This window comes from Chryseobacterium sp. A301 (assembly GCF_054489425.1).
The window spans coordinates 537998-550809 of sequence record NZ_JBTMWY010000002.1 but is presented as its reverse complement, the minus strand read 5'-3'; the positions used below and the strand labels follow the sequence as shown (position 1 = coordinate 550809).

13 protein-coding genes are annotated in these 12812 nt (G+C 41.2%); 9 read left to right on the top strand and 4 right to left on the bottom strand.

What is annotated here, in order from left to right:
- Positions 1 to 71: 71 nt before the first annotated feature.
- Entirely contained in the window at positions 72 to 1076 is a 1005-nt protein-coding gene (gene pdhA / locus ACX3PU_RS05795) for a pyruvate dehydrogenase (acetyl-transferring) E1 component subunit alpha (RefSeq protein ID WP_459083983.1), read from the bottom strand.
- A gap of 113 nt (positions 1077 to 1189) precedes the next feature.
- On the opposite strand from pdhA, the gene ACX3PU_RS05790 reads away from it, so the two are divergent.
- The 8 genes from ACX3PU_RS05790 (at position 1190) to ACX3PU_RS05755 (ending at position 9030) form a co-directional block, all read left to right on the top strand.
- Positions 1190 to 1819: a phosphatase PAP2 family protein gene (locus ACX3PU_RS05790; RefSeq protein WP_459083982.1), complete on the top strand. Its 630-nt coding sequence runs from the start codon at positions 1190 to 1192 to the stop codon at positions 1817 to 1819.
- On the top strand, positions 1816 to 2403 hold the full coding sequence (locus tag ACX3PU_RS05785) for a BlaI/MecI/CopY family transcriptional regulator (protein ID WP_459083981.1): 588 nt from the start codon (positions 1816 to 1818) through the stop codon (positions 2401 to 2403). Before ACX3PU_RS05790 ends, ACX3PU_RS05785 begins: the two co-directional genes overlap by 4 nt.
- Before the next feature lie 85 nt (positions 2404 to 2488).
- Complete coding sequence (locus ACX3PU_RS05780) at positions 2489 to 4288, top strand: DUF4153 domain-containing protein (RefSeq protein WP_459083980.1); 1800 nt, start codon at positions 2489 to 2491, stop codon at positions 4286 to 4288.
- Between the two features lie 48 nt (positions 4289 to 4336).
- The gene (gene thrS / locus ACX3PU_RS05775; RefSeq protein ID WP_459083979.1) at positions 4337 to 6280 is read left to right on the top strand and encodes a threonine--tRNA ligase; all 1944 of its coding nucleotides are present in this window, start codon (positions 4337 to 4339) and stop codon (positions 6278 to 6280) included.
- A 45-nt stretch (positions 6281 to 6325) separates the two neighbouring features.
- Positions 6326 to 6889 carry a translation initiation factor IF-3 gene (gene infC / locus ACX3PU_RS05770; RefSeq protein WP_459084016.1) on the top strand — a complete coding sequence of 188 codons (564 nt, stop codon included), beginning with the start codon at positions 6326 to 6328 and terminating at the stop codon, positions 6887 to 6889.
- Between the two features lie 132 nt (positions 6890 to 7021).
- Positions 7022 to 7219, top strand: a complete 198-nt coding sequence (rpmI, locus tag ACX3PU_RS05765) for a 50S ribosomal protein L35 (RefSeq protein WP_459083978.1) — start codon at positions 7022 to 7024, stop codon at positions 7217 to 7219.
- A 122-nt stretch (positions 7220 to 7341) separates the two neighbouring features.
- Positions 7342 to 7686 (top strand): 50S ribosomal protein L20, encoded by a 345-nt coding sequence (gene rplT / locus ACX3PU_RS05760; protein ID WP_194739238.1) that lies wholly within the window; start codon positions 7342 to 7344, stop codon positions 7684 to 7686.
- 150 nt (positions 7687 to 7836) lie between these two features.
- A complete protein-coding gene (locus ACX3PU_RS05755) occupies positions 7837 to 9030 on the top strand; it encodes a BaiN/RdsA family NAD(P)/FAD-dependent oxidoreductase (RefSeq protein WP_459083977.1) in 1194 nt (397 codons plus the stop codon).
- Here the strand turns inward: ACX3PU_RS05755 and ACX3PU_RS05750 are convergent.
- From ACX3PU_RS05750 to ACX3PU_RS05740, 3 genes are all read right to left on the bottom strand, one after another.
- Positions 9027 to 10139, bottom strand: coding sequence for a glycosyltransferase family 4 protein (locus ACX3PU_RS05750; RefSeq protein WP_459083976.1), 1113 nt, complete (start codon positions 10137 to 10139; stop codon positions 9027 to 9029). The two genes, ACX3PU_RS05755 and ACX3PU_RS05750, sit on opposite strands and share 4 nt — an antisense overlap.
- Before the next feature lie 97 nt (positions 10140 to 10236).
- Positions 10237 to 11049 carry a 2,3,4,5-tetrahydropyridine-2,6-dicarboxylate N-succinyltransferase gene (locus ACX3PU_RS05745; protein WP_459083975.1) on the bottom strand — a complete coding sequence of 271 codons (813 nt, stop codon included), beginning with the start codon at positions 11047 to 11049 and terminating at the stop codon, positions 10237 to 10239.
- Between the two features lie 131 nt (positions 11050 to 11180).
- Positions 11181 to 11768, bottom strand: coding sequence for a C40 family peptidase (locus ACX3PU_RS05740; RefSeq protein ID WP_459083974.1), 588 nt, complete (start codon positions 11766 to 11768; stop codon positions 11181 to 11183).
- A gap of 171 nt (positions 11769 to 11939) precedes the next feature.
- Here ACX3PU_RS05740 and ACX3PU_RS05735 point away from each other — a divergent pair, with 171 nt between their 5' ends.
- Entirely contained in the window at positions 11940 to 12602 is a 663-nt protein-coding gene (locus ACX3PU_RS05735; protein WP_459083972.1) for a hypothetical protein, read from the top strand.
- The last annotated feature ends 210 nt before the right edge of the window (positions 12603 to 12812 follow it).

Below are 12812 nucleotides of genomic sequence, written 5' to 3'. Positions count from 1 at the left end.
AAGAGTTCTTAAAAGAGGCCGCCTTTTCAAAAAGGTTGCGGTCTTTTACAACTCTTAGATCCGCTTAATTTCTAGTTATTTTCAATTTTATCAATGAACGGGTAATCCTCTTGCGCGTATACATATTCGTATACTTTGTTTGGATCTGGATAAGGAGAATTCTCCATGAATTCGATGCACTCTTCTACAAAAGCGCGCGCTTCGTTGTCCTTCTCTTCAAGTTCTTGTTCGCTTGCCCATCCATTGGAAAGAATTCTTTGTTTGATAAGTTCGATAGGATCGTCCTCTTTGGCCATAGCCACTTCTTCTTTCGTTCTGTAAGGTTCTGCATCCGACATAGAGTGTCCTCTATAACGGTAAGTTCTTGCTTCAATAAAAGTAGGTCCGTCTCCTCTTCTCGCTCTTTCAATCGCTTCGTAGGCCGCTTCCGCTACTTTTTCTGGGTCCATTGCATCGACCGCTAAACAAGGCATTTCATACCCTAGTCCTAATTTAAAGATGTCTTCGTGATTCGCAGTACGTTTCACAGAAGTTCCCATTGCATATTGGTTGTTTTCCACCACGAATACCACCGGAAGTTTCCAGTTCATCGCCATGTTGAACGTTTCATGAAGAGATCCTTGTCTAGAAGCTCCGTCTCCAAAGAAACAAATGTTCACGGCCTTACGGTCAAAGTATTTGTCTGCAAAGGCAATTCCAGCTCCTAAAGGAATCTGGCCCCCTACAATCCCGTGTCCTCCGTAAAAACGGTGCTCTTTGCTAAAGATGTGCATAGATCCACCCATTCCTCCTGAAGTCCCCGTCGCTTTTCCACAAAGTTCCGCAAGGATTCTTTTTGGATCTACGCCCATAGCCATAGGGTGAATGTGACAACGGTAGGCGGTAATCATGCTGTCCTTAGTTAAGTCCATGGCATGGGTAAACCCTGCAGGAATTGCTTCCTGTCCGTTGTACAAGTGTAAAAATCCTCTGATTTTTTGCTTTAAGTATAAAGAGCGGCATTTGTCTTCAAACCGTCTCCACATCGTCATATCGGAGTACCACTTAAGGTAAACTTCTTTAGAAAATTCGTTCATTGTAATTGAAAATATGAGGCAAAAATAAGAAAAATACTTGGTCTTTGTAAGGAGTGAACTTAAAAAAGGCATTTTCAATCTAAAGAAAATAGTTTAAATTTGATTTTACAAATATGAGAATGACTTCTTCCCCTAAAAAAACGGAGCCTTGGTGGATCTATGCCGCAAAATGGATTTCGAATCTATTTAACCCCCTAACCTCGTTAGTACTTTATTTTATTTATTTCGCGACTCAGTTTTTAACATGGCAAGAGGCGATAAAGCAATTCTCACCGATTCTTGGTCTTTTAATTCTTCCCGTGACGGCTTGGATTGTATGGAACGTAAAAACGGGTCGCTACTCCAATATGGACGTCTCAAATCGACTGCAAAGAAAAAGCCTTTATGTGTTTCTCTTACTTGCCCTTCTCACCTATTTGATCGTGACGTATTTTCTATTTGGATCTCTCGACCTAGTCATGGTTTTTCTTCTCGTTCTCATGCTCCTGATGCAAATTAGTAATTATTGGATCAAGAGCTCGATGCATACCGCTTTTAATGTCTTTGCTGCGGCTTTGTTTTTTACGATAAACCCTGTGGTGGGAATCGCCTGGCTAGGCCTAGCGGCTCTAGTCGGCGTTAGCCGTGTCGTTTTAAAACGACATAGCGTAAAAGAAGTGCTCTTTGGCTCAGGCATTGCCCTTGTGGTTAGTATTTGCTATCTTTATTTTCACATTCAAACCCAATCCGTATTGCCCCTATGAAATTAAGTCCACTTACCACTGCGGAAGAGCAGCTCATGCACGTAATTTGGCCTCTTGAGAGTCCTTATCTTCGCGATATCATGGAGGCTCTTCCCGAGCCCAAGTCTCATCAAAACACCGTCTCGACTTACCTTAAGATTTTAATTGAAAAGGATTATTTGCGAACAGAGAAGGAAGGTCGAATCTTTCGCTACATCGCAAGAGTGGACAAAGAAACCTACCTAAAGGAGAAACTGAAGAATCTTGCCAAGGAATTCTTTGACGGGTCTCTAGAGGCACTCCGCGAATATATGAACCCGAGTTCCTCCTCTTTAGGAAGAACTACAGTCTCGGGTACGAGGGAACCTGCAAAGGAGGCTGCACCTACTGAATCTACGCTAGTGGAAACCCAAGGGACCCAAAAAGCTTCAGTTAAAAAGTCACCTCGCAAAAAATACGAGGAGCAAATCGCAGCTTTTGTCTCTGGACTAGAGAAAGTCAATAAGAAAAAAGGGAAAAAGAGCAAGAGCAAAAAAAGCGACTCAAAGCCCTCTAAAAAGAAAGGCAAAAAAGAGAAAAAAGAAAAAGGCTCCAAAGGAAAATAGCGTCTCTTGTTTCAAAGTCTCAAACACCCGTCTTTAAAGAATTTCATTTCTAAGCTAATCTCCGAAACTTCTAAATCGAATAAAAATGAACACAAAATTTCAAATGCTGTTCTTCCATGCAAAAGATCTGGTTCGAAGCAGTCCACTGATTCTGCTCATGTCGCTTATTGCAGGGATAAGCTCTGTGGTCGCTATTGAAAACGAGAAAGAGTCGTGGGCCTTTTCTTACACGGTGCTTGCCTTCGTAGCCTGCCTAGGAATCTCCTTGTTTTTCGCTTTAAAAATGGCTGCAGAACGCTATTCTAAGAAAGTTTTGCTCTACAGCATTGGCTTTTTAACTCTGGTGGGTCTCTACTTATTTCTCCCGAAAACAGAGAAAGAATTTGGTCCTCCCGATGCTTTTCTTTTAGCCGGACTTTTTCTACTTTCTCATTTGCTAGTATCGTTTGTGGCTTACCTTCAAGAAAAGGAGTCTAAATCCTTTTGGTTTTACAACAAACAACTTTTTTTAAATGTCTTTTTAACGGGGGTATTTACTTTTGTTTTGGTCGGTGGGGTGATGCTCGCGATTTTGTCTGTTGACAAACTCTTTGAGCTGAACTTTGATGACTCGCTCTACCCTAAGATCTTCCTTTTTCTATCGATTACCGGAAGTACCTTTATCTTCCTTCTATTTGGTTCTGGAGGAATTCAGGAGCTGGAAAAACCGACCCCTTACCCTCCCGCTCTCAAATTCTTTACTCAACTTATATTAATTCCTCTTCTCCTGATTTATGTGATGATTCTGTATCTCTACGCCTCAAAAATTTTAATTCAGTGGGAACTTCCTAGAGGATGGGTGTCGTATCTCATCTTAATTTATGCTTGTGTAGGACAACTCGCTTTGCTTCTCGTGCATCCCTTAAAGAACGACCTAGCAAAGTCCTGGGTGAAAATTTTCAGTCGTATCTTTTACTTCTCGTTAATTCCACTCTTAGTTCTTCTTTTCGTAGCCCTTTTTACCAGAATTCTAGAATACGGATACACAGAACCTCGGTATTTCCTTTTGATTCTCTCCCTTTGGCTTACCAGCGTGGTTGGGTATTTTTGCATAAAGGAAAATGCCTCGATTAAATTCATTCCACTTTCCCTTTTTGCCTTTGGAGCTTTCGCCCTATTTATGCCGTATCTAAATGCTTTTTCAAGTGCCAAACGAAGTCAGATATCCGAACTTGAAAAGGAATTGTCTGAAGCGAAGGTCTTAAAAGAGGGCAAGATTCAGTTTGATCACAAAATTTCGGATACGCAGAGTGAAAGCATCGCAGACAAATTCTATTTCTTAGCGCAGCGGGGTGAGTGGGCGTCTGTGTCTAAATGGGTTCCGAAGAAACAGATTGAAATTTTAAGTCCCGAAGTCGCCGAAAGTCAATACTGGAACTTCAAATCAAAACTTAAGCATCAATTCACGAATGTTTCGAATACAAAGCCTAACGATCTAGAAAAGAGCTTTACCCTCGATATTGAATCTCAGCTCGTAAAGACGAGTGGATTTGACTACGCCTATTCTTTTAAGGTTCCCACACAGGTTAGTCTTCCTTTAGACAGGGATCAATTGGATATTTCCTACAGTCCGTATGCAAACAGTCCTTCTCTACTATTTACTCTAAAGTTAGAAAACGGAAAAACGGTTTCTAAGGATCTTCTCCCTACTCTACAAAATTTGGCCCAGCCCTATAAAAATCAGGGAGGTACCATCTCCTCGGGACCCATCAGTAGCGAGTTTTCTTTAGCAGATTACAAGTTTGAATTGCATTTTCAAACTCTATCTGCTCGAGCGACGGGGACCAAGGGATCGGAGTGGGTCCTTGATCCTTTAGAATTCACGGTTCTAATTCGAAAGAATTAGCAGAAAATCCGTATTTTTGCAGCTTATAATTTAATTTCAAGCGAGAACATGGTTAAAATCACACTTCCAGACGGAAGCCTAAAAGAATTTGAGAGTAAAGTTACTCCCCTCGAGATTGCAAAGTCCATCAGCGAAGGACTGGCTAGAAACACTATTTCTGCGATCGTAAACGGTCAGCAGGTAGAAGTCTCTACCCCAATCACGACGGATTCTACGGTTCAGCTTTTAACCTGGAATGATCCCATGGGAAAGAAAGCCTTTTGGCATTCTTCCGCCCACTTACTGGCTCAAGCCATTCTTGCTTTTTATCCGGAAGCGAAACTTACCATTGGACCTGCGATCGAGAATGGATTCTATTACGACGTAGACTTTGGAGAAGAAGTTTTAAGCGAAAAAGACTTTGAAAAAATTGAAAAGAAAATGCTTGAAAATGCCAAGCAGAATTCTACTTTCAAACTCTACGCAGTTTCAAAAGCAGAGGCTTTAGAAGCCTACGCTGACAACCCTTTCAAAACCGAATTAATCTCCAATCTAAACGACGGAGAAATTACCTTTGTAACCCATGCGGATTTCACAGACCTTTGTCGTGGGGGACACATCCCCTCCACAGGCATTGTGAAAGCGGTGAAGGTTCTTAATGCAGCGGGTGCCTATTGGAGAGGAGACGAAAAGAATCCTCAGCTTACCCGCGTCTATGGGATTTCCTTCCCGAAACAAAAAGAACTTACGGAGTATCTTGAGCGTTTAGAGGAAGCCAAAAGAAGAGACCACAGAAAACTTGGGAAAGAACTAGGCATCTTTGCCTTCTCTGAAAAAGTAGGTGCAGGTCTTCCTCTATGGCTACCTAAAGGGGCCGCGCTTCGCAAAAAATTAGAAAACTTCCTTTCTGAGGCTCAAAAAAAGGCAGGCTATGAGTTTGTCATGACACCTCATATTGGGAATGTAGAACTCTACAAAACCTCAGGTCACTTTCAGAAATACGGGGCGGACAGTTTCCAAACCATTAAAACTCCAAACGAGGGAGAAGAGTTCATGCTCAAACCAATGAACTGCCCTCACCACTGCGAAATATACAAGGTAGGCCAATGGTCGTACAGAGATTTACCCAAACGTTTTGCAGAGTTTGGAACCGTATACCGCTACGAACAAAGTGGCGAGCTTCACGGGCTTACAAGAGTAAGAGGATTTACTCAGGACGATGCTCACTTATTCTGTACACCGGATCAACTTTTAACCGAATTTGAAGGCGTGATTGATCTTGTGATGTACGTGTTTAAAAACTTAGGGTTTGAAGATTTTGTAACTCAGGTCTCGCTTCGCGATCCTGAGAACAAAGAAAAGTACATCGGATCCGATGAAAACTGGGAAAAAGCAGAAACCGCGATTATCACTGCGGCTAAAAATAAAAACTTGACCACCGTAGTGGAATACGGAGAAGCCGCCTTTTACGGACCGAAGCTTGACTTCATGGTAAAGGATGCTCTAGGTAGACGCTGGCAGTTAGGAACCATCCAGGTGGATTACAACCTTCCGGAACGTTTTGATCTAACTTACATTGGAAACGACGGCGAGAAACACAGACCGGTGATGATTCACCGTGCTCCTTTCGGATCCATGGAAAGATTCATCGCCATTCTACTCGAAAATACGGCAGGAGACTTCCCACTGTGGCTTTCTCCAGACCAATTCATTCTGCTTCCAATCTCAGAAAAATACGTGGAATATGCAGAAAAAGTTTCACAATTACTAGAAAATCACGATATTAGCGGCCTAATTGACAAACGAAACGAAAAGACAGGCAAAAAGATACGTGATGCGGAACTCGCGAAGCAACCTTTTATGCTCGTCGTAGGGGAAAGCGAAGCCCAAGCAGGAACCGTTTCTGTTCGTCGTCGTGGCGAAGGAGACCTTGGAACTATGACGGTGGAAGAGTTCATCAATTACTTTAAAAAAGCAGCTGAATTTAATGCTGAATTTGGACAGAAAGCCTAAGCGCTTTGGTTCACAAAAATAGAATATAACTTAAAATTTACTACAATAGCACAGAAATTTCATTACAGAGGTAGAGGCCCACAGAGACGTCCCCAAGAGGACGCTCACCAGATTAACGACAAGATCCGCGCAAGGGAAGTTCGTTTAGTGGGCGAAAACGTAGAACCGGGAGTATATCCTCTAGCGAAGGCTCAGGCCATGGCTAGAGAACTCGAACTCGACTTGGTGGTCATCTCCGACAAACAAGAACCGTTCATTGCCCGAATATTAGAATACAAAAAGTTTCTCTACGAACAAAAAAAGAAACAAAAAGAACTAAAAGCGAAGCAGGTAAAAGTGACTGTGAAAGAAGTCCGTTTTGGACCTCAAACCGACGAGCACGATTACGAGTTCAAAAAGAAACATGCTGAGAAGTTTTTAGAAGAAGGTTCTAAATTAAAAACCTACGTATTTTTCAAAGGACGTTCCATCATTCACAAAGACCAAGGAGAAATTCTTCTTCTTCGTTTGGCCCAAGATTTAGAGCACGTGGGAAAAGTAGACCAGATGCCTAAATTAGAAGGAAAACGGATGATTATGATGATGAGTCCTAAGAAACCTGCCAAATAAATCTTCTTAATTACGAAAGGGCAAACAAAGAGATTTCGATTCGAGGTCTCTTTTTCCCATGGTATCGCCAGTGGTATCAAAATATTTCGTAATTTTGCAAACTCAATATTGATAACAACAAATACTAAGCAAATGCCAAAATTAAAAACGAAATCAGGTGCTAAGAAGCGTTTTGCTCTTACCGGAACCGGAAAGATCAAAAGAAAGAATGCTTACAAAAGCCACATCTTAACAAAAAAAGAAACGAAGCAAAAGAGAAATCTTACGCAAACGTCTTATGTTGCGTCTGTGGATGAGAAAAGCGTGAAACGTCAATTAGCCATTAAGTAGTTTTTATATAACCCTTTTTAGGTTTATAAGAATTATCCAATTCAAAATTTTAACCCTGAAACGGAGCAAATAAGCGCAATGAAATAGTTTGCCGCCCTTTTCAAAAAAACAACAATTTAATTATGCCAAGATCAGTAAACGCCGTGGCTTCTAGAGCCCGCAGAAAAAAAGTGATGAAACTGGCTAAAGGTTTTTTCGGTAGAAGAAAAAACGTTTGGACAGTCGCTAAAAACGCCGTGGAAAAAGCGATGCAATACGCTTACCGTGGTAGAAAAGAGAAGAAAAGAAATTTCAGAGCCCTTTGGATTACCAGAATTAACGCTGGAGCGAGAGAGCACGGGATGTCATACTCTCAATTTATGGGAGCTCTTAAAAAGAACAACATTGAACTAAACAGAAAAGTTCTTGCTGATTTAGCAATGAACCACCCTGAAGCGTTCAAAGCTGTTGTAGATCAAGTAAAATAAATGTAAAATTTTGTTATCAATAGAGAATCCTGAACTTTTAGTTCAGGATTTTTTTTGTTCTTTTCTGTGACCTCTTTTGCCATTACTCTCTCCTACTTCCCATGACTACTTCTTTAAGCATCTCTTAGAAATGCTTACTTTTGCACAAGCATGAACGAAAAACACATTGTGATCATTGGCGCAGGACCTGCAGGACTTATGGCCGCTTACCAACTTGCCCTTCAGGGTAAAAAAGTCCATGTGTATGAGCAAAACAAGGCCGCTGCACGCAAGTTTCTTGTGGCAGGAAAAGGAGGCTTCAATTTGACACATTCTGAACCGATAGACTCTTTTGTCACCCAATACGACCGCCTTGAAATGCAAGAGATCGTGAAAGACTTTGACAATGACCAAGTCACGCAGTGGCTTGGCGAGATTGGAATCTCAACGTATGTAGGGAGTTCAGGCAAAATTTTTCCCACCAAAAACTTTAAACCCATTGAGGTTCTAAACGCTTGGTTAGAAAAACTAAGTTCACTTGGTGTCCAGATTCATTACGAGCATCGATTTGTAAGTTTTGAGAACTCTAAAGTATACTTCGAGAACAAAGGGAAACAAACGATCGTAGAGTTTAGCCATCTTGTTTTAGCCTTAGGAGGAGGCTCTTGGAAGAAGACCGGTTCTAATGCCCAGTGGATTTCTTTTCTGAAGGAAAAAAAGATTGAAATCATCCCGCTTGAGTCTGCAAACTCCGGGTATGAAACGAAAGCTACGTTTCATACCCTCCAAGGTCAGTATTTGAAGAACACGAAGGTTTCTTTTGAATCCACCTCAAAAATCGGGGAACTTGTATTTACAAAATACGGCATTGAAGGAAGTTCTATTTACTATATGAATCGCTTTACAAGGCACCGAGAATTTCCACTCGTTCTTACTCTTGATTTAAAACCGAGTGTATCCGAATCCGAAATCTTAAACCTGTTAAAAGAGGCGCCCAAGATGAGTCCCATTCTTAAAAGAGAATTAAAACTATCCACAACCGCTCTTAATCTTTTAAAGACGCTTGATAAAACAAGTTATCTAGATCCCGTAATTCTGACAAAACACATTAAAAGTTTTCCAGTAGAAGTTCTTGGCTATCGACCGATCGACGAAGTGATCTCTACCTCAGGAGGCGTGGCCTTTTCTTCCTTAGCGCCTACGTTAGAATTGAAAGAGTTTGCTTCTGTGTACTGCGCAGGAGAAATGCTAGATTGGGAAGCGCCCACAGGGGGCTACTTATTGCAGGGTTGTTTCAGTTCAGGGGCTCGAGTAGCGAAGTCTATTTTAGCGAATGCAAAGAGCAAAACGCAAGACCTTCCTTAGGACTCAAGAACTTCCTGATAGACCTCGAACATTTGAGAAGCAATGGTCTCATCACAGAACTTTTGAACATATTCAAATCCTTTTTCTGCTCGCAATTTCCTTTCCGATTCCAGACTCCACAAATAGCGAAGCTTGGCTGCAATGTCTTTGCTGCTGTACGGGTCTACATAAAGAGAATGAGGGCCTCCGGCCTCTTGTAGGCAACTGTTGTTGCTTGTGATCACGGGGGTTCCGCTATAGAGGGCTTCGATGACAGGAATGCCAAACCCTTCATAAAAACTTGGATACACAAACACGCTTGCGAGACGATAAATACAGGCTAAATCCTCCATGGTTACGCCCGTTAGAAAATGAACCCTGTCTTCTAGTCCATAACGCTTTATCGCTTTTTGAACCTTTTTTTGGTACGCAGTGGGTTTTCCTACCACGATAAGCGGTATCTCGATTTCTTTAAGTTCTTTAAGGGCCTCGATGACACCTAAAAGGTTCTTTCGCTCTTCAATCGTTCCTACGCTCAGTAGAAACTCTCTAGGTAGCTTGTATTTTTCTTGAATGCTATCTAGAATCTGTAGTGGGATATCACATTTGAATGCCTTGTGGCATCCTTGATAGACCACCCGTACTTTTTGGGAATCCACCGGTAGATAATAAAGAATATCCGTTTTGGTTTGGTTGGAGATCGCAATGATTAAATCGGCCTGCTCTGCTGCTTTTTTAAATTTCCAATAATGAATTTTTCGATCGAAGAAGGAATAATACTGAGGGAATTTTAGAAAGATAAGATCGTGTATGGTCACCACCTTTTTGATGGGCTCCTTCTCCCATCGAATCGGGAGTTCTCCAGAAAGTCCATGGAAGAGATCCGCTTTTTCTCGCTGGGCTAATTTGCCCATCAGAAATAGCCTTGCGAGCTTTCCGTTTCCAATGGATCTAAATTCTACTTTGGAGTTACCAAGAATTTCCGCTCCTCGTGCGGAAATGGATTTACCATACAAGAGATAGCGATTTTCCTTGGGCGTACGGGCAAGAATTCGGATGAGATCTCGAGAATAGTTTCCAAGACCGGAAGCGTTATGAAAAAATCGTTTCGCGTCGTAGGCAATTTTCATTTTCTTTCGAACAAAATAGAATTAGTCCACAAATAACGTAAAAAAAAGTGGATACTTTCAAGAAAAGCACCCACTTTACTCTATAAGCTTGGGTCTGTTAAACAGACACGTTGTTTTCTCTTAAAGCGTCGTTAAGCGAAGTCTTCTTATCGGTTGATTCTTTTCTCTGGCCAATAATAAGTGCACAAGGCACGTGGTAATCTCCCGCTTCAAATGTTTTGGTGTAACTTCCTGGAATTACAACCGAACGTGCAGGAATTCGTCCTTTATACTCGACGGGATCGTCTCCGGTTACGTCAATAATTTTAGTAGAGGCCGTTAGAACCACATTGGCTCCTAAAACCGCTTCCCTCTCTACGTGAACTCCTTCCACGACGATGCAGCGAGATCCAACGAAACAATCGTCTTCAATGATAACAGGTGCTGCTTGAAGCGGTTCAAGAACGCCTCCAATTCCCACACCACCACTTAGGTGTACGTTTTTACCAATCTGTGCGCAGCTTCCTACCGTTGCCCAAGTATCGACCATGGTTCCGGAATCTACATACGCACCAATGTTAATATAAGAAGGCATCATAATGACTCCAGAGGCTACATAAGCTCCTTCTCTAGCAATTGCATGAGGAACGACTCTCACCCCTTTTTCTGCGTAATTTTTTTTGAGTGGAATTTTATCGTGGAATTCAAAAGGTCCCACTTCAATCGTTTCCATGGTTTGAATCGGGAAATACATTACAACTGCTTTTTTCACCCATTCATTCACCTGCCATCCTGTTTCCGTAGGTTCTGCGACACGAAGTTCACCTTTGTCTAATAAAGAAATCACTTCTCTAATTAGCGCCTTACTCTCTTCTTGTTGCAACAAATCGCGGTTATCCCAGATCGATTCGATTCTTTCTTGTAAACTCATTTTAAATTAAGTAATTAATTGAGAACAAAAATAGGGAAAGAAGCTGTGATTAAAAAACCTAGCCTCTTCATTTCTTAAAAAAGGAGCAAATTCAATTGGAAATATGTAGGAAATTTTGAAAGTATAGATTTCTAAAGCACTTTTTGAGCGTGCAAGTAGGCCTTGTTCCAATACGTCTCGTTTAGAGAGGAAATAATAACTCCTTTTGAAGTAGAAGCATGAATAAACTTCACTTCTCCATCGCCACCAATATCGTGCACGATGCCTACGTGGGAAACTCTTGAGCCTCCGCCTGTAGCAAAAAACAATAGATCTCCAGGTTTCACCTGGGTAATCTCAATGGGATCTCCAGTGAGGGCCTGATCCGAAGAGCGTCTTGGCAATTTGTATTCATTCTGTTCAAAAACGACTAGAGTGAAGCCCGAACAATCAAAGCCTGAGGACGTATCCCCTCCGTATTTGTAGGGAGCTCCGAGGTATTTATGCGCATCTTTCAGTAGATCCTCTACCTGAGAAGAATTCTTTCCGGCATATTTTGATTCTAAATGCCTCAGACCACTTGACCTTTCTACCGTTTTCGTAGGTATCTCTCGCTCTACCGGATTATGACCCACGGCGCGAGAAGAAGTACCACACGAAATAGCCACAGAAGCTATTAGGGTAAGTCCAACAAAGGATTTAAGTAGGTTTTCTTTTGGAGCTTGCAAGAGTGTATTCATCACAGAAAGGTTTTTAATTAAAAAAGGAGCAGCAAAATTCCAGTCTCTTTTCTCTACAAATATAGAAAATATATTGAAATATAGATTATACTACAACTATAAATTAACTATACTATAATTAGGTCAAAATTAAAAATATCTATACATTTGAATTCTTTTGCAAATTCATTTATGGCGAAATACAAAAGTTCCATCGAAATCCAGGGCGCTATTGGAGATTTGGTTTACTACCAACTCAATGGCGTAAATGTGGTTCGTCGTAAAAGTGGATTTAACAAAACCTCCTACGAAGAAAAGGAAAGCTATGCAGCGGTTCGCCAGAACAGTTCTGAATTTGGACATTGTTCCAAGTCTGGAAAAATGATAAGAGAAGCCCTTAAGGACTATATGGCCTTTGCTGAGGACAAATATCTATATCAAAAATTTGCAAAGGTAATGACCCTCATCAAAGATCTAGATGCTCTAACTCCGAAAGGAGATCGGCGCGTTTACCGAGGTCTGAAAACGGAACTAGGTAAGACAATGTTACGAGAGTTTGAGTTTGGAAAGATGCCTCGACCCAAGGGATCCCTAAAGATTTCAAAAGATCTTTTTGAAACCTCCCTTCTTCTCCCCTCTCTTTCAAAATATGAGAACCTTGAACTTATCGCCATCACTGCGAATTTTGAAACCTATCAGACGAAGCTCAAATTTTATGATTTTTCTTTTAAAGAAAAACCCTCTCGATTTGCTTTGGAAAATATTCCCTCAACTGAGCAAGGTGCAGAGCAGACTCTATATTTTGCTGCCCTAAGAAAGAACCAAGACGTTCGCGCCATGGGCTTTGTATTTTAGAACTAGCAAAGTGTACTCTTGCACCTGCATAGAAAAAGAAGCCATCAGTTTTTGCTTCCTTCGCTTGGAAATCCTATAAATTTATACTTTTAACCCCGTCTACTACTCTACTGATCACATATCAAAAGAATCCCTGTTAGTGATATTAGAAATGAAAATGTTTTCATATTATTTTGATTTTTATAACTTAATTCTATATATTGGAATTTA

Coding starts and splice junctions, on each gene's coding strand:
- thrS (WP_459083979.1), top strand. CDS start 4,337: ATGGTTAAAATCACACTTCCAGACGGAAGCCTAAAAGAATTTGAGAGT.
- rpmI (WP_459083978.1), top strand. CDS start 7,022: ATGCCAAAATTAAAAACGAAATCAGGTGCTAAGAAGCGTTTTGCTCTT.
- ACX3PU_RS05785 (WP_459083981.1), top strand. CDS start 1,816: ATGAAATTAAGTCCACTTACCACTGCGGAAGAGCAGCTCATGCACGTA.
- rplT (WP_194739238.1), top strand. CDS start 7,342: ATGCCAAGATCAGTAAACGCCGTGGCTTCTAGAGCCCGCAGAAAAAAA.
- ACX3PU_RS05780 (WP_459083980.1), top strand. CDS start 2,489: ATGAACACAAAATTTCAAATGCTGTTCTTCCATGCAAAAGATCTGGTT.
- ACX3PU_RS05750 (WP_459083976.1), bottom strand. CDS start 10,139: ATGAAAATTGCCTACGACGCGAAACGATTTTTTCATAACGCTTCCGGT.
- ACX3PU_RS05740 (WP_459083974.1), bottom strand. CDS start 11,768: ATGAATACACTCTTGCAAGCTCCAAAAGAAAACCTACTTAAATCCTTT.
- ACX3PU_RS05745 (WP_459083975.1), bottom strand. CDS start 11,049: ATGAGTTTACAAGAAAGAATCGAATCGATCTGGGATAACCGCGATTTG.
- ACX3PU_RS05755 (WP_459083977.1), top strand. CDS start 7,837: ATGAACGAAAAACACATTGTGATCATTGGCGCAGGACCTGCAGGACTT.
- ACX3PU_RS05790 (WP_459083982.1), top strand. CDS start 1,190: ATGAGAATGACTTCTTCCCCTAAAAAAACGGAGCCTTGGTGGATCTAT.
- ACX3PU_RS05735 (WP_459083972.1), top strand. CDS start 11,940: ATGGCGAAATACAAAAGTTCCATCGAAATCCAGGGCGCTATTGGAGAT.
- pdhA (WP_459083983.1), bottom strand. CDS start 1,076: ATGAACGAATTTTCTAAAGAAGTTTACCTTAAGTGGTACTCCGATATG.